This is a genomic window from Patescibacteria group bacterium (genome assembly GCA_041664365.1).
Lineage (GTDB): Bacteria > Patescibacteriota > Patescibacteriia > UM-FILTER-42-10 > UM-FILTER-42-10 > JAHJEX01.
Genome location: JBAYKW010000001.1, coordinates 50,476 through 71,148, shown reverse-complemented (window position 1 = coordinate 71,148; position 20,673 = coordinate 50,476). Strand labels below are relative to the sequence as shown.

23 protein-coding genes are annotated in these 20,673 nt (G+C 40.9%); 13 read left to right on the top strand and 10 right to left on the bottom strand.

Annotated features, from left to right (window positions below; genetic code table 11):
* The first annotated feature begins 1 nt into the window (after position 1).
* The 4 genes from WCW66_00355 to miaB all read left to right on the top strand — a co-directional run bounded on the left by WCW66_00355 (position 2) and on the right by miaB (position 4,993).
* Positions 2-1,159 carry a baseplate J/gp47 family protein gene (locus WCW66_00355; GenBank protein ID MFA6391189.1) on the top strand — a complete coding sequence of 386 codons (1,158 nt, stop codon included), beginning with the start codon at positions 2-4 and terminating at the stop codon, positions 1,157-1,159.
* A gap of 247 nt (positions 1,160-1,406) precedes the next feature.
* The gene (locus WCW66_00350) at positions 1,407-1,895 is read left to right on the top strand and encodes an NUDIX domain-containing protein (GenBank protein MFA6391188.1); all 489 of its coding nucleotides are present in this window, start codon (positions 1,407-1,409) and stop codon (positions 1,893-1,895) included.
* Between the two features lie 5 nt (positions 1,896-1,900).
* The gene (gene thrS, locus WCW66_00345; protein MFA6391187.1) at positions 1,901-3,700 is read left to right on the top strand and encodes a threonine--tRNA ligase; all 1,800 of its coding nucleotides are present in this window, start codon (positions 1,901-1,903) and stop codon (positions 3,698-3,700) included.
* Between the two features lie 6 nt (positions 3,701-3,706).
* Entirely contained in the window at positions 3,707-4,993 is a 1,287-nt protein-coding gene (gene miaB / locus WCW66_00340) for a tRNA (N6-isopentenyl adenosine(37)-C2)-methylthiotransferase MiaB (protein ID MFA6391186.1), read from the top strand.
* Positions 4,994-5,017: 24 nt separating this feature from the next.
* Here miaB and WCW66_00335 read toward each other — a convergent pair whose 3' ends face one another.
* Positions 5,018-5,536 (bottom strand): hypothetical protein, encoded by a 519-nt coding sequence (locus WCW66_00335; GenBank protein ID MFA6391185.1) that lies wholly within the window; start codon positions 5,534-5,536, stop codon positions 5,018-5,020.
* Positions 5,537-5,613: 77 nt separating this feature from the next.
* Here WCW66_00335 and miaA point away from each other — a divergent pair, with 77 nt between their 5' ends.
* From miaA to WCW66_00295, 8 genes are all read left to right on the top strand, one after another.
* On the top strand, positions 5,614-6,492 hold the full coding sequence (miaA, locus tag WCW66_00330; protein MFA6391184.1) for a tRNA (adenosine(37)-N6)-dimethylallyltransferase MiaA: 879 nt from the start codon (positions 5,614-5,616) through the stop codon (positions 6,490-6,492).
* A 252-nt stretch (positions 6,493-6,744) separates the two neighbouring features.
* Positions 6,745-7,092 carry a nucleotide pyrophosphohydrolase gene (locus WCW66_00325; GenBank protein MFA6391183.1) on the top strand — a complete coding sequence of 116 codons (348 nt, stop codon included), beginning with the start codon at positions 6,745-6,747 and terminating at the stop codon, positions 7,090-7,092.
* Complete coding sequence (locus WCW66_00320; GenBank protein ID MFA6391182.1) at positions 7,031-8,200, top strand: hypothetical protein; 1,170 nt, start codon at positions 7,031-7,033, stop codon at positions 8,198-8,200. The genes WCW66_00325 and WCW66_00320 overlap by 62 nt, the downstream gene beginning before the upstream one ends.
* 20 nt (positions 8,201-8,220) lie before the next feature.
* Positions 8,221-9,192 (top strand): PIN domain-containing protein, encoded by a 972-nt coding sequence (locus WCW66_00315; GenBank protein MFA6391181.1) that lies wholly within the window; start codon positions 8,221-8,223, stop codon positions 9,190-9,192.
* 143 nt (positions 9,193-9,335) lie between these two features.
* Entirely contained in the window at positions 9,336-9,881 is a 546-nt protein-coding gene (locus WCW66_00310) for a hypothetical protein (GenBank protein ID MFA6391180.1), read from the top strand.
* A gap of 9 nt (positions 9,882-9,890) precedes the next feature.
* Positions 9,891-10,325 (top strand): hypothetical protein, encoded by a 435-nt coding sequence (locus WCW66_00305; protein ID MFA6391179.1) that lies wholly within the window; start codon positions 9,891-9,893, stop codon positions 10,323-10,325.
* Between the two features lie 223 nt (positions 10,326-10,548).
* Positions 10,549-10,938, top strand: a complete 390-nt coding sequence (locus WCW66_00300; GenBank protein ID MFA6391178.1) for a hypothetical protein — start codon at positions 10,549-10,551, stop codon at positions 10,936-10,938.
* Positions 10,939-10,988: 50 nt separating this feature from the next.
* On the top strand, positions 10,989-12,305 hold the full coding sequence (locus WCW66_00295; GenBank protein ID MFA6391177.1) for a reverse transcriptase domain-containing protein: 1,317 nt from the start codon (positions 10,989-10,991) through the stop codon (positions 12,303-12,305).
* A gap of 170 nt (positions 12,306-12,475) precedes the next feature.
* On the opposite strand, the gene WCW66_00290 is transcribed toward WCW66_00295, so the two are convergent.
* On the bottom strand, positions 12,476-12,871 hold the full coding sequence (locus WCW66_00290) for a RidA family protein (protein ID MFA6391176.1): 396 nt from the start codon (positions 12,869-12,871) through the stop codon (positions 12,476-12,478).
* Positions 12,872-13,077: 206 nt separating this feature from the next.
* Here WCW66_00290 and WCW66_00285 point away from each other — a divergent pair, with 206 nt between their 5' ends.
* Positions 13,078-13,404, top strand: coding sequence for a hypothetical protein (locus WCW66_00285; protein ID MFA6391175.1), 327 nt, complete (start codon positions 13,078-13,080; stop codon positions 13,402-13,404).
* Between the two features lie 391 nt (positions 13,405-13,795).
* On the opposite strand, the gene WCW66_00280 is transcribed toward WCW66_00285, so the two are convergent.
* The 8 genes from WCW66_00280 to pyrI all read right to left on the bottom strand — a co-directional run bounded on the left by WCW66_00280 (position 13,796) and on the right by pyrI (position 20,673).
* Positions 13,796-14,731, bottom strand: a complete 936-nt coding sequence (locus WCW66_00280) for an ornithine carbamoyltransferase (GenBank protein MFA6391174.1) — start codon at positions 14,729-14,731, stop codon at positions 13,796-13,798.
* 111 nt (positions 14,732-14,842) lie between these two features.
* Complete coding sequence (gene pyrF / locus WCW66_00275; GenBank protein ID MFA6391173.1) at positions 14,843-15,652, bottom strand: orotidine-5'-phosphate decarboxylase; 810 nt, start codon at positions 15,650-15,652, stop codon at positions 14,843-14,845.
* 13 nt (positions 15,653-15,665) lie between these two features.
* The gene (locus tag WCW66_00270) at positions 15,666-16,454 is read right to left on the bottom strand and encodes a hypothetical protein (GenBank protein MFA6391172.1); all 789 of its coding nucleotides are present in this window, start codon (positions 16,452-16,454) and stop codon (positions 15,666-15,668) included.
* 27 nt (positions 16,455-16,481) lie between these two features.
* Entirely contained in the window at positions 16,482-17,156 is a 675-nt protein-coding gene (pyrE, locus tag WCW66_00265) for an orotate phosphoribosyltransferase (GenBank protein MFA6391171.1), read from the bottom strand.
* Entirely contained in the window at positions 17,146-18,432 is a 1,287-nt protein-coding gene (gene pyrC / locus WCW66_00260) for a dihydroorotase (GenBank protein ID MFA6391170.1), read from the bottom strand. The genes pyrE and pyrC overlap by 11 nt, the downstream gene beginning before the upstream one ends.
* A 1-nt stretch (position 18,433) precedes the next feature.
* Complete coding sequence (locus WCW66_00255; GenBank protein MFA6391169.1) at positions 18,434-19,249, bottom strand: dihydroorotate dehydrogenase electron transfer subunit; 816 nt, start codon at positions 19,247-19,249, stop codon at positions 18,434-18,436.
* 53 nt (positions 19,250-19,302) lie between these two features.
* Complete coding sequence (locus WCW66_00250) at positions 19,303-20,220, bottom strand: dihydroorotate dehydrogenase (GenBank protein MFA6391168.1); 918 nt, start codon at positions 20,218-20,220, stop codon at positions 19,303-19,305.
* Positions 20,221-20,223: 3 nt separating this feature from the next.
* Positions 20,224-20,673, bottom strand: a complete 450-nt coding sequence (gene pyrI / locus WCW66_00245; GenBank protein ID MFA6391167.1) for an aspartate carbamoyltransferase regulatory subunit — start codon at positions 20,671-20,673, stop codon at positions 20,224-20,226.

Sequence of the window (20,673 nt, the reverse complement as noted above, 5' to 3'; positions counted from 1 at the left end):
AATGCCGACAATCAAAAAAACAAAAATTGGAAAGCGCTATTCAAAAATGGCTGTACTGTTTCTTGGTGTGGCTTTGGTTGCGGTAGTCGCCATTGTATATGTATCACTGGCCAAAACGGTGATTACAATCACCCCAAGCCCCGAAGCGGTCAGTATTTCTTTTGATTTGCCTTTGACTGCCGAAATAAATCAACTTGAAAATCAGACTAATTCTCTACCGGGTCGGTTGGTGGAAAAACAGATCGAGGAAACTAAAACATTTACCAATGTAACCAGTCAGAGCAAAGTTCAGGGTAAGGCGGAAGGAACGGTTACAATTTATAATAAATATACTAGCAATCAACCTTTGGTCGCGTCTACACGCCTGCTTTCTGAAGACGATGTTCTGTTCCGGACCAAAGAAACAGTAACCGTCCCGGCCGGCGGACAAGTGGAAGTCGAAGTGGAAGCCGACCAGTCAGGCGAGACGGGAAATATCGGACCTTCCCGTTTTACAATTGTCGCCCTCTGGAAAGGTTTGCAGGATAAAATTTACGCCGAGAGTTCAGAAGCAATGAATAATGGACTCCGTGATGTAACTGTCGCCACATTGAAAGACATCAACGATTCCAAAGAAGAGTTTGCCGTTGAATTAAAGGAAAAAGCGGCGGAAGAATTGTCCCGAGAGATTGCAATAGAAAATTCAGCAGAAAAAATCCTGCCACAGGCAGTTGTCTATCAGATACTGAATGAAGAAGCGAGTGTTAAACCCGATGCCGAGGTTAATTCTTTTGAAATAACCAGCAAGATAAATGTAATAGCTGCTGTCTTTGACGAAACTGAATTGTTCAATTACGCGAAAAATTTATTGTCAGAAAAAGTCTCCAGCAACAAAGAACTGGCCGGTACGGAAATAAACCTCCTGCAATATGCTATAAAATCATTTGACCTGGAAAACCAAACGGCTGTTTTAAGCGTTAAACTGGACGGCACAACCAAAGTAAAATTAGCCAGTCCGATTTTTGACCGTGACAATCTTTTGAACCGTGATAAACAGGAGATCAAGACATATTTTCTGGACTTCCCGGAAATTCAAAATGTGGACGTGAAATTCTCTCCGTTTTGGGTGTTCCGCTCCCCTTCATTAAAGGATCATATCGAAATCGTAATCTCGAAATAACTAAACTGCTGAATTTGACAAACAGTCTGTTTTGGAATATCTTTAAACTACTTTTAAACGATTGAGAAAGCTACCAACTTTCTTACCCTAGTAAAAGGGTATGGCCAAAACCGCTAAGTTTATCAGCCAATTCAAAAAAAGCGCCTAATCCTTGTATTATTACACTTAGGAATATGGGTGGAACCGTCCCACGACTCTGGGACCCCAAACACTGTTAGTTGTTTGGTTTTTTAATTTTCAAATTAATATGAAAGAATCATCACATTTCTGCGTAACTGACGTTTTTCTCGAAAATGAATTTGAGGAAGTTTTAATGTTGAAACGCAGTAAAAAGAAAAAGATTTTGCCAAATTTATATAATGGTTTGGGAGGTAAGATTGATAATGGTGAAACTCCACTACAAGCAATCCAAAGAGAAGCAAAAGAAGAGGCAGGAGTAACCTCAATGGAAAATTTGCATTACAGAGCAAATCTATCTGTAAAAGATAAATTTGGATTTTGGCAAATATATATTTTTTATGGCAATATCTACAAGAAAAATATAACTATACAAGAAGTGGATGAAGGGACACTGGAGTGGATACCAAAGAATAATTTACTTGATTATCAACTTGTTCCTGATCTGAATAATTGGTTACCAAAAATGTTTGCAAATCCAAATACATTCCAATTCGTAAAAATTGAATATGATGATAAATATAATTTAAAAAAAATAATTATTACACCATTAACCTAAAAAATATGAAGAAAGAAATACCAATCGAACTAAAACGACATTCTCTGGCCCATGTTATGGCAGCGGCGGTCGCCAATCTTTATCCGGGAGCCAAATTTGGAGTGGGACCGGTTATTGAAAACGGTTTTTATTATGATATTGACCTGCCTGCTCAGCTGGTTCCGGATGATCTGAAAAAAATAGAAAAGGAAATGATCCGGCTGATTAACCAGAAACAGGCTTTTATCCTGGAAGAATTTCCGATTAAAAAAGCGGTAGAATTTTTTTCGGAGCAGAAACAGGACTATAAGGTGGAACTTTTAAATGACCTGCAGACAAAGGGTACTACCAGAATTTCAAAAGATGAGGCGCAGGATCTGGACCCGCAGAAGAAAGACAAAGTGACGATCTACAAGACCGGTGATTTTACCGACCTTTGTCGTGGGCCACACGTTGAAACCACGGAGCAACTGCAAAACTGTGCCTTTTCCCTGGACCGCATCGCCGGCGCTTATTGGCGCGGGGACGAAAAGAACAAACAGCTGACCAGAATTTACGGCTTGGCTTTCAACAGTAAGAAAGAGCTTTCAGAGTACAAGCACAATCTGGAACTGGCCAAGGAAAGAGACCACCGGAAAATCGGCAAAGAACTAGGACTCTTCCATATCGCAGCCGAAGTCGGAGCGGGCTTGCCACTCTGGACCCCGAAAGGTACGACGATCCGCAGAGAACTGGAGAAATTCCTGACCGAACTGCAGGAAAAGGACGGTTATGACCAGGTAATTACCCCGCATATCGGCAAGATTGATCTGTATAAAACATCCGGCCACTGGCAGAATTACCGTGAAAATATCTATGCGCCGATGAATATCGACGGCGAAGAGTTTGTGCTGAAACCGATGAACTGCCCCCACCACATTCACATCTATTCGTCTCAGATGCGCAGTTATCGTGACTTACCGATTCGCCTGTCAGAATTCGGTACTGTTTACCGCTACGAACAATCCGGCGAGCTGACCGGACTGGTCCGGGCGCGCGGATTTACGATTGATGATGCTCATATTTTCTGCCGAACGGACCAAATTAAGGAAGAATTTTCCAATGTGATTGAACTGATTAAAACGGTCTTTTCCACCCTGAAGTTTAAAGACTTTGAAGCACGCATCGGCCTTCGGGATCCGAAATCCAGCAAATACGTCGGCTCTGATGAGCTGTGGGAGCGGGCGGAAAAGGAAATCGAGGAAGTGGTTAAATCAAAGAAAGTTAAATATATCAAACAGGAGGGCGAAGCAGCTTTCTACGGACCGAAACTTGATTTTGTGGTCAGAGATGTGATCAACAGAGAATGGCAACTGGGAACGATCCAGGTGGACTACAATCTCCCGGAAAGATTCAAACTGGAATATAAAGGTGCGGATGACAAAGACCACCGGCCGGTGATGATCCACCGCGCGCCGTTCGGTTCCATGGAACGATTCGTCGGAATTATGATTGAGCATTTCGGCGGAGCTTTCCCGACTTGGCTGTCCCCTACTCAAGTATATGTAATTCCGGTCGGCAAAGATCATTTCAAGTTTGCAGGGGATCTAGCCAAATCGCTGAAAGCGCAGGGCATCCGCACGGAAGTTGATTTGAACCGGGAAACTGTCGGCTACAAAATCCGCAAAGCGGAAAAACTGAAAGTATCCTACATGCTGGTCATCGGCGACAAGGAAGTAAAGGATAAAGATCTGACTGTCCGGACCAGGGGTTCTAAAGATACAAAGAAAATGACCCAGGAAGAATTTGTGGAAAAGATTCAAAAAGAAATTAAAGAACGGAAATAGTCCTGCATGCCGAAATATTACAACCACATCCTGGGCTGCCAGATGAACAAGCTGGACGCGGAGAAAATGGACGCTCTGCTTGAGCAGATGGGATTTACGCCGACGGACAATGAATCAGAAGCAGATTTGATTAATGTTTTGGCGTGCTCTGTAAGACAATCAGCAATAAACAGGATTGACGGTAAATTAAAAACTTGGAATAAACTGCGGAAAGAAAAACCGCTCACTACCCTCCTAACTGGATGTGTCTTACCGAAGGATAAAAAAGGACTCGGCAAGCAGTTTGATATTCTTCTGGACATGTCGCAAATGCACACACTCCCGCAGGTTCTCAAAAAACGCATGCAGGATATTGAGGATATAAATCCGGCAAGCGACTATTTCAAACTGCCGACCAAACACAAATCCCATTTCCAGGCTTTTGTCACCATCCAGAACGGATGTAACAAATTCTGCCGTTACTGTGCCGTCCCCTATACCAGAGGCCGGGAAGTTTCACGTCCCGCAAGCCAAATCATTACCGAGGTGCGTGATTTAGTTAACAGCGGTTACAAAGAAGTAACCCTGCTCGGACAGACCGTCAATTCGTATATCAACCCGGAAAAAGGAACAGTAAAGTCATTTGCTGATCTGCTTACAGAACTTGGGCAGATTAAAGGCGATTTCTGGATCCGCTTCATATCCCCTTACCCAACTGATTTTTCCGATGAACTGATCGATGTAATAGCTCGCGACAAAAAAATCTGTCCGCACATGCACATCCCCGTTCAGGCCGGCAGTAACAACATGCTGAAAAAAATGCTCCGGAAATATACCCGCGAAGAATACCTGGATCTTATCAAAAGGATCAGAACTAAAATGCCCGACGTTGCAATCACTACGGATATCATCGTCGGGTTCTGCGATGAAACAGAAGAAAATTTCCAAGACACACTGGATCTATATGAAAAAGTAAAATTTGATATGGCCTATCTGGCGCAGTATTCCAAACGACCGGGTACGCAGGCGACAAAACTTTTTAAAGATAATATTCCGCAAAATGTTAAAAAGCGACGGGAAGTGAAGCTGAACGAGTATGTAAAAAAATATGCACTTTTGAATAATCAGAAATTACTGAATAAAACTGTAATGGTTTTGCCGGAGAATATTAGAAAAGGTTTGTTGTTCGGAAAAACGGACACCAACAAACCAATCCAGATAAAAAACGGCACAAAAGATCTGATCGGAAAGTTTACAGAAGTTAAAGTAACGAAAGTTAATCCCTGGAGTCTGGAAGGCAGTTTAAAAAAATAAGCCTTGTCCAGCCGGGAGCAAAGCTTAACGATTGAAAAGTGAGAACAGGTGGTAAGACATGAGAGCTGTGGTCAGAACACCGACCATGTTCCCTGTGAAAATGAGCAGGAACGCGCGCGGCAGTTTCAGAAGCCGCGCAGTGATGATGGAGACCGTGACTGCGTACGGCAGGAGCGGGATGGCGACCAGGATGAAGATCACGACGCTGGGGTACCGGCTGTTCACAATGTAACCAGTCAGCATGTCGCGAAATCTCTGCAGACCAGCGTTGATTGCGACAAGTCGTAGCTCCATCTGTTGTGAACGGCCATTGGCGCCGTTCTGCCGGAGGACGCGCTTGGTAAGCACGATTATCTGCTCGCCCAGCCACAGGAGCATCTCGGGGAAGTAGAACATCAGCGACATGCCGATGCTCGAGCCGATGAGCAGTGTGAAGAACCCCCTCCAGAAGCCATACCCGGCTAGAAAGACGGCGAAGGCCGTTACCTCTTCCTGCCAGATGGCTGACCAGACGAAGAATAGCTCGTCCAGCAAGAAAACCATGCAATGACCTCCTGTCAGAGTGAATCCAAAGGCACGGTCGAAGTATCATAATTTAACATAAACTTATTTAGAGGTCAATGAAAAAAATCGTCGTCATCCTAGGACCAACCGCCGCCGGTAAAACCGGCATGTCTTTAGCCTTGGCGAAGAAATTTAACGGATATATAATCTCTGCCGACTCCCGCCAGGTTTACCGCGGTATGGATATCGGCACCGGAAAATTAACCAAAGACAAATGGCAGGGCATTACTCACCGGATGATTGACATTATGGACCCGGATCAGGAATTCAGTCTGGCGCAGTTTCAGAAAACAGTCTTCGCCATCATCAACGAAGAAAAAGAAAAACTACCCTTCCTGGTCGGCGGTACCGGCCTCTACATCCAGTCCATCGTGGATAATCTGGACATCCCCAAAGGAGGAGTCGATAAAGTTTTACGTAACAAATTGGAAGAAAAGACCGCCGAAGAGCTGTTCAAGATGCTGATTCAGCTGGACTATAAATCGGCACAGGAAATAGATATTAATAATAAACGCCGGCTGATCCGGGCAATAGAAGTTTTCAAAATATCCGGCGAGAAGTATTCGGAACTAAAGGGGAAAAAATCACCGAACTTAGATGCCCTGCAAATCGGCATCAAATTATCCCGGGAAGAAATGTATGACCGCATCGACCGCCGAGTGGATGAGATGATTCAAGAGGGCTTGGTAGATGAGGTGAAAGCACTGGGCGAGCAATACGGCTGGGAGATCCCTGCAATGTCCGCGATCGGCTACAAACAGCTTTCCGCCTATTTTAAGCATGAGCTGTCACTTGATGATGCGATAGCCAGTATTAAGAACGACTCCCATCATTACGCCAAACGGCAAATGACATGGTTCAAGCGCGACGGTCGGATAAAATGGGTTAAAAGCACCCAAGAGGCGGAAGCACTAGTTGCTGATTTTCTGGGATAATCCCCTCACACCAATACAGATAGCAGTAACCATTGCGAGTCCTACGAATGTAGGATGAAGCAATCCCGTTACTCTTTGAAATAAGTGAATTAATTCCGGGGGTCTTATCCTGATTCTCTCTATCATCCTTCATGTGGCCCCGGCCCCCAGGTTTTATGGTTATTTTGCTATTATTTCCTCAACAAAAAAGAGCTTGATAATTGGCTAATATGGGCGTAGGATTGTTATATATATAAGCATTATTTAAACTATATGAAAAATATTGAAGAATTAATAAAACAAGTAATTGCTTTCAGGGATGCCCGAGATTGGAAACAATTTCACAATCCAAAAGACGTCGCATTATCGCTTATGCTTGAGGCAGGAGAAGTTATGGAACATTTCCAATGGAAGAATGATGAAGAGATAAAAAAATATATTGATACAAACAAATCGGATATTGGAGAAGAGTTGGCGGATGTTTTATACTGGGTGCTATTAATGAGTAATGATTTGAATATTGATATTGAAGAAGCGCTTGAGAAAAAGATTAAAAAGAATGAAGAAAAGTATCCAATTGACAAAGCAAAGGGTAAACACACAAAATATACAAATTTGTAATATGAATTTAAGTTCAGCTATAAGCACAAAACAATTATTTAGATTTACAGGTCCACCTGAGCATTGGCTGACTGCTTTTAAGTACATGACATGGGGATTGGAATCACATTTAAAGGAAAGATGGGGGAAAATACAGACTGGTGATATCTTTTTTATCCATAGTACTGGCTCAAATAACTCTGCATTTCGAAATGCAAAATCCGGGATTATAGGAATAGGGGTCGTTGGGTTTCATTTTTCAATTAAAGATAATTATTTATGGCATTACGAAGTTAAACATAATGAAAATAGATGGCCATTATTAGTTCCACTAACAGAAATATATTTATTTGGTGAAATACCCGATCCAGCAACTTGGGAATCCCCTAATCCAAATAATAATGAACAGACAGCTCATTTAATTGATAAACTGGTTGAAAACTCAATACCAGTATCGGAAATAGAAGGCTTCCCACGAATGGGTAGTTTCTCAAAAGTTTCACCAGAGGTTGCGAAACAAATATTATTCAGACAGAGATCATTATATTTATATTCTGGACACTCAACAAGAGGAAATATTATACAGGATAAGCCATCTGATTTTTATGAAGTACATAATGCGACTGAGACACTGCGTCACGCAGCGTCATTAAGGTTTATAAATGAAATTAATGAAAGAATTATCACTAAGCCACATTCTATAATAACAAGAGATAATGAGATTCTTGCGAGGGCAGAATCATCCCACTATTCAGTTTTGCAAAATCTAATCGATATTTTTAGAAAAAAAGGATATGCAACCTTATCAAATGAATTTGTTGATTTATTTGCACATGATGAAAAACGCTCATTCTTATTTGAAGTAAAAAGTACTGAAAATAGAAATTTTAGATCACAGGCAAGGAAAGCAATTGTTCAATTATATGAATATGACTATTTTGAGATTAACAAATTTAAAAAAGAAAAAAATCTTAAATTCAGTGATCAATACAAAATACTTACACCTTCTCGTGAACCGCGTGATGATAAATACATACAGTTTATTAATTCGCTAGATCTTGGTATTGCAACTGTAAATGATGGGGTGCTCAAGCCAATTGGAAAGGATTTGGGATTCTCCCAAATTTAGTATAATTTAATAATATTTTAATGAATATAATTCTTGATTCAACTGAATTAAAAGATAATTACTATCTTGATACTCCAAGATTCCAAGCATTATTTGCGTATTTAAAAAAAACTAAATCGAAACTATTTATTCCTGACATTGTGATATCTGAAACAATAAAAAACTTCAGTAAAGAAATTGATGACTGTAAAGATATAGAAAAGTCATTGAAAGAATTCAAAAAGAAATTGAAAATATCTACATCAAGCGAAATTACGCTTAAAAATAATGAAGTAACTGGATACAAAAAAAGGTTGCTAAAGATAGTAGAAAATAAGAATATAGAGATTATTGATAATTTAAGCTGTCCTGTACTAGTCCCACAAATTATAAGTAGATCATTAAATAATAAACCTCCTTTCCACTCTACTAAAAAGTATAGTGACATTGGATTTCGAGATTTCATAATATGGGAGGAAGTTAAATTTGCTCGCAATAAATGTAATGATTTATGTTTTATCTCAAATGATAGAAATGCTTTTGGTGATTCAGATGAGTTACATGAAGAATTAAGAAAAGAATCTGATGTTTATTTTTATAATTTATTAGATAAATTTTTAACAGATTATGCTGAAAAGATAGAATTTATTAATGAGCAATACTTATCGCTGATGATTGAGGAGATAGGATTAAATGATATAAATAATCTTGTATACCCTGAAGAATTATTCTTCGCAGTTAATATAGACAGAAATATACAACTTGAAAATATTGTTGATCATGAATACAATGATGTATTTATATGGAATTATTATATATATAAAGCTGATGAAAAGTACTATTACGTGTATGTGAATTGTAGCATTGCAATTAGTATTACCTGTTCAGGTGATTCAATAAATCTTGATAAATCTGTTGATGAAATACTTCCAAGTGTAGTTAAAAATATAAGTATTAAAATAAACAAGAGCACGAAAAAAGTAGACGGTTTTTCTGTTAGTAGATTGATTTGACACAGATTACTACATGATGGTTCCTAAACAGAAATATTGTGTCTGTACAGAGGTTAATTAAGCATCCTCCAAAAGCGGTTTTCTTGATTTCTAGGATAAGTTGGAGTAGTGTTGAAATATAGCTAACTATTGGGCAAATCACAATGAAAAAAGTGCATTATATCCTAAGTATCTTCATATTTGGGTTGTTTTTGTTATTGCCACAATATAATGCAGATGCAAGAAGTGGATGCTGTTCACATCATGATGGGGTATGTGGTTGTGGTTGTTGTGATGGCACGCCATTATCCGCTACATGTGCGCCATATTATCCAGAATGTAATGGAACAGAAGAAGAGGCAGAAACATACACCGCCCCAACACCAATAACCTATGAATTTAATGGTAGGACATATTATTCTTACGCTGATTATTCAAATGCCAAAACTGAGTACGAAAATCAGCAAACGGAAATCAAAAGACTGGAAGAAGAAAAAGAAAATTTACAAAGAGAACTTGATGAGGCTTCTGTACAAACTGATGATCAAGGCGAAGTAAAAGGTGCAGCGACTTTAGCAAATCAGATTACCCCGACAAATTCTGCAAGCACTAATTCGTCAAACAATTCAGGATCATTCACGGATTGGGCTGTAGGCTTAGGAATACTTATTGGGGGCGGAGCATGGATCGCGAAGAAAATTAAAAATTAGATTATCATTATGAATTTACAAAAGAGGGAAAATGACCTTAGGAAAGAAATTACTAAAAGACTAAAGCGCTCCAATAAGAAGTTGTGGCAGAAACTTTCGGCTAATCAACAAAATGCTGTAGTTGAAAAATACATAGCAGCTTTTGATATAGAAAATATCGGATTGCAAAATGCTTTGAATAATATCAAACAAGATAGACAAACGTTGGTATCAGTTACATTTGGATTCGCTCTAGGTATAACTGGTAGTTTACTATTAAATGCTTTGAATGAAGTCATTCATTCTATGAATTGGTATGTTACTATATCACTCTTCATTGTTTTGTTTTTAGTTTTATACTTCGATAGATTAATTAAAAAGTCGAATGTAGAAGAACTTTCGGAATACAAGGTCTTGGAGTATTTACTGGCGCAGTCGGAAAAAGATGAGAAGAAGGATTGCTAGAACGAAAAATAGTTATTATCAATAATTTCTAAATGCGTTGTTTTGGTTATTCTCGATTCTATGATCACGGATTGATATCGATTAGTATACTAATGGAGTTGACAAAACTATATTCTATGTTATTTTGTATATGCTATTAAACACCAAAATAGACAATATTTGCCAATTCACGACGAATCGGTACATTTCAATCTACAAGGTACTAAGTAGCTTAAGTCTCAGAATGCTGACAATAATGTTAATGGTTATAACCATCAGCCTGAATGTTACCAACTCTAAGACTGCATGTAACTTGCTTTATTCTGGAACCGCTAATTGTAGCGCCCAAGCCTCCGGATTGGCGGAACAAGAATTATTATTAACAGCAAAGAACATGGAATGGCGAAAAATAGCGCCGGAAGCCGATAGCATTTTGGCGGATATCGGCGGCCGAGTAAATTTAGCTGCTTATTTAAACACCAAAATAGACAATATTTGCCAATTCACGATGAATCGGTATAATTCAATCTACAAGGTACTAAGTAGCTTAAGTCTCAGAATGCTGACAATAATGTTAATGGTTATAACCATCAGCCTGAATGTTACCAACTCTAAGACTGCACTATATCCTTAAAAGCAGGTTACACTGGTGCAGACCAGCCGGAGAGCTTAGGGGTACTAATTATGAAAAAAACGAATAATCTACTTAAAAAAGTCGCAACTCAAAATAATTTGCGACTTTCTTGGGATTCAATAAAGCATAGAGATAAATCTAAAGGCATTGATAATCAGACAATAGAGGATTTCGAAAATGACTTAAAAAATCAGCTTAATTTTATTAGAAAAGATCTACTTAACAATAAATACAAATTTTTAGCATTAAGAGGCTATCCTTTAAAGAAAGGATCGAAAACTAGAGCTATCAAAATACCCGCAGTTCGTGACAGAGTTGTTCAAAAAGCAATTGAACTTGTAATTTTTGACTATATCAAAGTAAGATATAACATTGATAATCCTGTAAGTTTTGCATACATTAAAAAAAAGCGTGTTAAAGATGCTGTTGATAGAATTGTACTTTATAAAAAACACGGTTATGAATGGGTGTATAATGCAGATATTAGAAAATTTTTTGATACTATAGATGTCTCTAATCTACTAAATAATTATGTTTTTCCTTGTTTACCTGATAAATCAATAAATAAGTTGATTGAAGGTGCATTGATTAATGAGATAGGTAACAAGAATGATCTTATTTTAATTGGAGAATATGATAATTTCGTGACAAAAGAGGGCGGAATACCTCAAGGAGGGATACTTTCACCATTATTTGCAAACATTTATTTATACCCACTAGATGAGATAATGATAAAACATAATTATAAAATGGTACGTTATGCAGACGATTTTATTATTATGTGCAAGACAAAAGAAGAGGCAGTAAAAATGCATAAAGTTGCTAAAGAAATTATTGAGAACAAACTACGACTTAAATTACATCCATTATCAATAAGTAAACCAAAGGATAATAACAAGTATTGCACTATAGAGAGAAGTGATTTTGAATTTCTTGGAATCAAATTCCGAGGCAGTAAAATATATCCTGTGCCAAATGCATTTAAGAAAATTATTAAAGATATAAAAATAGTAAACAGAAATGGTCTATTTAAAACACTCAACTATCTGAAAACTCGAGTTGATAATTGGGGAGCAACATACTATTATACTAATTATGAAAAATCACATTACTCTGTTTTAGACGATAGCCTTCAATCGGTAATAAAGAAAGTATTAAAAAAATATGGACTTAAGCCTACTAATGGTGATGTAACTAAAGATACCCTAGTTAAAATTGGAATGCCGACATTTACAGAAAGTCTTACAAATTATAAGAATATTAATAAAAAAGGTGAGACAAAAAAAGATCCTAGGGATAATGCACTTAAGTCAAAAAGTATCAGGATTGCATCGTCCTACATTCGTAGTACTCGCAATGGTTGCTGATTTCTAATAAACCTAAAAATCTAAAACAAGCCCTGAAACATTCAGAGCCTGTTTTGTTGTAAAGATTATTATCCTATTTCCCCATGAGCCACAAAATGATGGCTTTTTATAATAAAAAATGAGGACCCCGGATGGAATCCTCTTGTGTACAGCTTGTTCCGCTTGGGCGTTCAGTCCTGCTTGACCGCGTCGAACTCGATCTCGATCAGCGCGTCGAAGGGCAGCGCGCTCACGGCGTAGGCCTTGCGACGGGGCATGATCTCCGCGGACCGGAAGAACAGATTCCAGCTCGTGTTGACGAGACCGTAGCCCGACATGTCGCCGGCCAGCAGGATCGTGGCGCTGAAGACATCGTCGGGGTACAGTTCGCAGACGCCCAGCATGCTATCCATCTTGGTGAAGATCTCCTCGATCTGCTCTTCGAGATCACCGACGACCCTGCCGTCGACGACCCGGCCGACCGTGCCGGAGAAGTGGAAGTGGTTGCCGATCTGCACGCAGGTCGAAAACGGCTGACCGACACTCTCCATCGCGAGGATCCCCGCGGGCTTCTGTTTCTTGGGCATTGTAACCTCCCGGATTGCGGACACAGCAAATGCCTGCAAATACAGGCGCGAACGGTTAGCAATATTATAATACCGACTAAAATGTGTCAACTGCATTTTGGCCACATTCAGATTGCTTTACCTGAATCGTAATGTTAAGATAATGTTGTGCAAATAATTGCTGAAATTAAATAACTATCTAATACAATAATTCATAACAATCTTCTATGAAAACACTGGACATGAACCCGAGTCTTGATATTAGTGAGTCAACCGATACTCATGATACTATCCCCTCTCTGGATTTTATCAAATCACAAACCGCATCGATTAACGGCAAAATCCTGTTGGTCGGTCTATCTATCGAGCAGGCCGAAGCGATCAAACAACTGGCAGAGGAAAATGGTCTGGAGATAACCGACACCGAGCTTAGTGATGAAGAGTTCGACAGATTATCATCAATAAGATTTCCAAATGTTACCAAGGGATCAAAGACACTTTATCTCAATCGCAACTCAGATTGCTTGCTGGAGCTATATCGTCTATTAACATAAAAACAGTACCCATTGAAAGGAATTCCGTTATTATTCTGCCATGCTGAACTAGTTTCAGCATCTCCGGTTCCATAGCAATAATGGATTCTGAAACAAGTTCAGAATGGCAATAACATAGGAACGGGATTGCCGTAAATTACCCTTGGGTTTACCACCCCTCCGGAACATGATTTTAAAATAGTAACAATAATCTGCTCCCCTCCTTGATAAGGAGGGGAAGGACGTGTCGGGTTCTTAGATTGAGAAATAATTTCCGGGGGAGGTTTTTTGGACACCGACATCGGAGGCGATCCGAGAATCCATTACTTTTTGTGGGTCTCCGAATTACACACTTAAACAAAAAACAAGCCCTGAAATATTCAGAGCCTGTTTTGTGAAATAAGGTTTTTATCTATTTCCCCATGAGCCACAAAATGATGGCTTTTTGAATATGCATCCTGTTTTCCGCCTGATCAAAAATTATGGAGTTGGGATGATCAATAGCGTCACGTGATATCTCATAGCCGACATGGCACGGCATACAGTGCATAATTCCGACCTTGGGGCTGTATTTATCCACGATTCCGGCATTGAGCTGGAACGGCTTGAATTCTTCTATTCTCTTCTCATATTCCGCTTGAAATTCCGGCTTCACTTTGCCGTCTTCAAAAAATTCCATATCCATCCAGGTGTCGGTGTGAACGTAATCCGTATCTTTCATTGCTTCTTCCATATCCACAGTTTTGTGTACCTTCCCGGTTGCTTCTGCCATTTGGTTTAGCTCTTCATCAACGCTGATTTCGTGTACCTTTGGTGCCGCCAGATAGATATCGATCCCCAGTTTGGCGCAGACCAGTTTCAGTGTGTTGCTGACATTGTTTTCAATGCCGAGCCAAGTTACTTTTTTGATATTTTCAATTCCCCCGCTGTGTTCCACCATGGTCAAGAGATCTCCCAGTGACTGGCAAGGATGGTATTTCTCGGAACAGGCATCGATGACCGGAATTTTGTTGAGGGATGCGGCAATATTTACGTCATTAAAGGATTTTGCCCGGAACATCAGCACATCACCAAAACGCATCACCGCCTGGATCTCGTCTTTATAATCGGTTAATGCGAACTGAGATGTCCGGCTGTCCAAAAATATCGCATGTCCGCCCAGCTGAGTCATGCCGGCTTCAAAGGATAGACGTGTGCGGGTGGATGTCTTCTGGAACAGCATGATTAGTGTTTTGTTTTTCAAAACATCCCCGTATCTTTCCGGATTGGCTTTGATCTCCTGCGCCTTGCGGATTATTTCCAGGATATCCTCTTTGGAATAGTCTTTTAGAGTAAGACAGTGTCTCATTTGGGTTTGGTAATTAGTAAGTTAGTAATTGGTAATTTGTAATTCGTAAGTGGTATTTATATGTAACCATTGCGCCCGGGCATTTACTCCGTAAATGCATCGGACTAGTTTCTATCCAATTCTTTTCAAATATGCGTCCCACGCGACTTGTCTGTACTCCTTGGCTTCCGCAACCGGATCGTCCGCGCCGTAAATCCCCCGTCCGACAATGATGATATCAGAACCGGCGGTTATTACATCGGATGGTGTGGTGTATTGCTGTTTCAGCGCATCATCCCCGCCACCCAGTTTAACACCCGGAGTCATTATAATAAACTCTTCACTGTTTAGTCCAGTCAGTTTGCTCAGTTCTTTCACATCTCCCCCGTTCCCGATAAATCCGATCACAAAATCAGCGTACTCGCGCGCCATCCTTACCGCCTTTTCGGTATATTCGTCCGTCGCCAGATTTCCTTTGGAACTCATCTGTGCCAGCAGGATTAATGCCCGCTCCTTTCCGCTTGCCTCAGCCACTTCCTTTAGCCCTTCAATAATTCCGGGACCCGGGACAATATGCGCATTTACCATATCAGACCATTCCACTATTTTATACATCCCCCCGCCATACTGCATTTTGACTGTATTGCCGATATCAGCGAATTTCCGGTCCTCAAAGATTAAAAAATTGTGCTTTTTAGCGAGGTTTGATAATTCTGTGATAAATCCCTCGTTAAAACCCTCAATGATGTCTATATGCGTTTTTAACAGGCAAAGCTCCGGTCCGATAGTGTCCGCCAGTTTTAAAACCAAATCGGCCTCCGGCTCATCCACCGCCAGCGCGAGGTTGGTTTGTTTCTGCCCCATGAGCTGGAGTAATTTTACAGCCACCGGGTTTTTCGCTTTTTCTGCCCTTTGAAGGTATGTTTGATTTTGTTTATTCATAGTGTGATATTAATTATTCCGGTTGGTCTTTTGGTGCCCTGTCTTTCATTTTGGCAAAAGTCATGTTATTAAGTTCCTCTGGTGTAAGATCAGGAACTTTAAGTGCATAATAATCCGCATCCGACATACCGGCCAAATCTTCCGGCTGATAACCCAGCGCATTGGCAAGCGCTATAACCTGTTCTTCACTTCCCGCTTCAATCTCCGCCCAAGGCGCTCCAATCGGACCCTCGTTTAATTCAACCTTACATCCGTCTAATCCGTATGTTGTCCGGTATTTTTCCTTATCAGCCAAATGCGAATACCTCATTGATGCCAATAATTGATTCAGCGAATTTTCATCAATCAATTCCACCTCGGTTTCCATCCGATTATCCACTGTCTGTGCTTTATTTCTTTTTTCCTTGATTGTCAGGACTGTCGTATCATTTTCTTTTCTTAAACGCACCATACGGACAGGAGCGCCTGCACGTGTACGAATCATCATAACTCCACTCTCATCCGGCTCAGAGACAATATCTACTCCCAACAGCTCCAGAACATTCTGTAAATCGGTCGGGTCTTTAACCTCGGCGGTATTAAAAGGAAGGTCGGTACTATCCACTTGTTTATCTTTTTCCCGCTTAAAACTGCGGTCCTGTAAAAGACGCCTGCCATCAACAAGTACAGCGCCCAGATCCAATAGGCGTTTTTTAAATTCTTCCGGATCACCTAAATTTACAATTTTTGTTTCTATTTCCCTCGGCATCTCCGCTGACTGCTCGCGATCTTGATCATTCGGAAATGATGGTTCGCTGTTCATATTTTTTGATAAATTATTACCGCTATTTTACTGAGAAACACCATACCTGGCAAGGTATTCTTCCATTCTATCTTTAGTTGCGTCATCCAGGTAAATTTGCCCGTCAATTTTCTGGTTGTGTAGAACGTCAATTACCTCTCTGACTGTCACAATTGCTTTTACCGGAATATCGAATGATTTTTCAAATTCCAAAAGCGCATCATTGCCGTCATTGTCTTTTTCCTGGCGGTTGAATGCAATAACCAGTCCCGCGAAACTGACATTTTCAAATTTTTCTTTGATTATATTTACAGCATCTTCCTTGGTCTTTCCGGTTGTCATTACATCATCAATCAAAATAATCTTTTGCCCAGGTGTAGGTTCATAACCGACAAACGCACTTTTATCGCCGTAATCTTTTACCTCTTTCCGATCAAAAAGGTATCCTTTATCCATGCCGAAATCTTTAGCCAGCGCCATGGACGTGGCGACTGCCAGCGGGATTCCTTTGTAGGCTGGTCCGAAGATCACGTCAAAATCCACCACTTCCTCACGGATCAGCGCAGCATAGAAATATCCCAGTTTATAAATAGACGATCCGGTATTAAAATTGCCGGTAGTGAAAAAATACGGTGAAATTCGTCCGCTTTTTAAGGTAAATTCGCCAAACTTCAAAGCTTCTGATCGCACTAGAAATTCTATAAAATCTTTCTTATAACTCATAATTTATCTCCTTACCTTTAAATTGTTCGTTAATTTCCAAAGAATTGTAAACGATATTTCCACCGACCATCGTCGCGACCGGCCAGCCGGTCAGGATCTTCCCGGCAAACGGGGTCCAGGCGCATTTGGACTCCATTTCTTCATTGATCACTTCTTTTTCCATCTGCATATCTACTAAAACCAAATCCGCATCATACCCTTCTTCAATTTTTCCTTTATGCTTAATTTTAAATATTCGAGCGGGATTTTCGCAGGTTAATTGAATTACTTTTTTTAAATCAATTCTGCCTTTACTCACCTCGTTCAGTAGTAATGGTAACATAGTTTCCACCCCCGGAACACCGGCCGGCGCCTGCCAATAGGGCTGTTCTTTTTCTTCTCTAGTATGTGGCGCGTGATCGGTAGCGATGGTATCAACTGTGCCGTCGAAAAGCCCGCGCCACAGTGCCAATCGATCCGACTCCGGTCTGAGCGGCGGGTTCATTTTCACCCAGTTACCTTGTTTGCCGTATTCACTGCTGTTCAAGAATAAATGGTGTGGTGCGACTTCGCAGGTGACGGGCAGGCCTTTGGCTTTGGCTGATTTGATCAGTTTCAATTCGCCCGCCGTACTGACGTGGCAAAAATGCACGCGCGCTTTGGTCCGTTCAACAATGGCTAAGATATTTTTGACTGCTAGTATTGCAGCTTCCGGCGCCCTAACCTTGGTATGGATCATCGGGTCATCCGTCCCGCTGTATTCTTTGTTCTTTTCCTGAATAAAAGCTTCATCTTCAGCGTGGACGAGAAACAGTCTTTTGCTTCCTTCAAATATTTTTTCCACATCGGCCATTTTGTCCACCAAGAGATCACCGGTAGATGAGCCGAAATATATTTTTACTGCGGCAATATTTTCAGCGGAATTAATAAAATCCAGATTGCCGGTTGTGGCTCCAATATGAAAACCGTAATTAATCACGCTTTTTTCTGCTTTTGCTCTTTTTAATCGTAAAGACGCTTCGTCAATAATCGGCGGGTTGTTGTTCGGCATATCCAGAACTGTAGTGACGCCCCCTTTGACCGCCGCGCGCGATCCGGTGAGCCAGTCTTCTTTATGTTCTGCACCCGGTTCACGAAAATGTACATGACCGTCAATCAAACCGGGAAGTAAAACAAGACCGGAACAGTCGATTATTTCCCCTTCCGCACCTTTGCCAATTTTACTTATAATGCCATCTGAGATATGAACATCCGTCTCTGCCGATTCCAAAATGCAATTCTTCAGCGTAATATTCATACTAAAAATCCTTTTTCACTCCGGATCCATTCCGGTGAAATTTTCCAAACTCTGAAATCAACCTCGCTCTTTCCGAATCAACCACCGGACCTTTTACACACATCGGCTCACCAGTACCGTCCACAGAGCAGGCACCACAAACACCCATACCGCATTTCATATAGCGTTCAATGCTGATCTGACAATTAATATTGGATATTTCACAAAAATCGAACACCGCCTTCTCCATCAATTCCGGTCCGCAGGTATAAACCAGATCGATTTTCTCCTTGGCTATAATTTCCTGCAAGGGAACTGTAACCATACCTTCAATACCAAATGATCCGTCATTGGTTGTTGTATAAATTTTTGCCTTTAAACTGTTAATGCGATCCTGAAACAACAGCAGGTCTTTTGACCTGGCGCCGTTGATAAAATGGATTTCAACGCCGTCTTTAACCAGTTCTTCCGCCATGTTTAATAATGGTGCTACGCCGTATCCACCGCCAACCATTACTACTTTTTTGGCCCCGGCCTCTTTCCAGAAACCATGACCATATGGCCCGCGGATTCCAACACGGTCCCCGACTTTCAGTTTAAAAAGCTCTTCAGTAAACGGACCAACCTTTGCAATTGCCAGACCCAGTTCATCACCGGTGTCGTACGCAATGCTGAAAGGCTTCTCATCCAGTCCCGGAATCCAAAGCATAACAAACTGGCCAGCCTGCGAATTCAAAGCATGTTTAAAATAAAATGTGTCTACATTCTCGTTTTCTTTTTCGCGCCTGACAATCGGCATCATTAACGGTTTATCCAGCTTATTGATCCAATGATTCATTATATTACCAATTACTAATTACAAATTACGAATTACCACTTACCGATTACGAATTACTTCTTATGTGCCAGCCCGATTATTTCATTAATTGATTCAAAACCCTCCGCTTGCATATATTCCATAATCTCATCACAAATCAGTTTGAATACTTCCGCTCCGCGATAGTACACCGCCGTTCCAATTTGTACTGCGGATGCACCCAGCATCATCATTTCAATCGCATCTCTTCCTGTTGTGACTCCACCAATACCGATCACCGGAATTTTTACAGACTGATAAATATCAGAAACGCACCGCGCCGCAATCGGCCTCAGTGCCGGACCGGTGACACCACCCATGCCGAAATGTAAGATAGGTTTTTTGGCATAGATATCCAGGTGAATCCCGGGACCCATAGAATTGACTGCGGAGATTGCGTCCGCACCGCCCGCTTCCGCCGCCTTTGCTACTTCTCCGATTGGCTGACTTTCCGGTGAAACTTTAATAAATAAAGGGAGCTTGGTTTTTTCCCTGATTCTGCGTGTAATCTCTTCGGTTGCTTTCGGTGTTCCCTGCCCGGCCATTGTTCCGTAACCCGGAGTGTGGGGACAAGATAAAACCGCTTCTACCGCCGAAAATTCGTCAGTCAGAAAATTCTCCGCCATGTAAGCAAACTCATCCGCGTCTTTGCCAATGATACTAGCAATAACCGGCACTTCTAAATCTTTAAGCTTAACAAATTCTTCTTTTGCCTTTTCCAGTCCCGGATTGGAATATCCTACCGCGTTCATAAATCCGCCTTCAATCGCGTGCATGTTCGGTGCATCGTGCCCTTTGCGCTCTTCCCGGCTGATGGACTTGATCACACAACCGCCCGCGCCGTTCTGAAAAACGTACTTTAACGAATCCCGGGTAACACCAAGAATCCCCGACGCTAGAATTGTCGGATTACTAAATTTAATTCCCGCTAAATTGATGGAAATATCAGGCATAAATCAGGCAAGTGTTATTTCATCTATCCCAAACGTCCGCTCGCAAAAGAAACAGTACAATTCAATCGGCTTTTCCTTGACTAGCGTGAATTTTGTTACCACCGGTTCGTGGTTGGTGACACAATTCGGATTACCGCATTTTATTATCCCGTTTATTTGTTCCGGGATTTTGATTGGAATCTTTTTTGCAACTTCAAAATTCCGGATGATATTAATCGTAGCATTTGGCGCAACGATTGCCAATCTGCTAACTTCCTCCGGTGTGAGTTCTCTGTTTTCAATTTTCACCACATCCTTTTTCTTGTTCCTTTTGCTGTTGAAATGCATACCCAGGGTAACAATGTCCTGGTCATTAGCAACTCCCAGCAGATTAATCACATCCATACCCTTTCCCGAAGGGATGTGGTCAATTGCTGTACCGTCTTTGATTGCGTAAACTTTATAGGCGCGCAT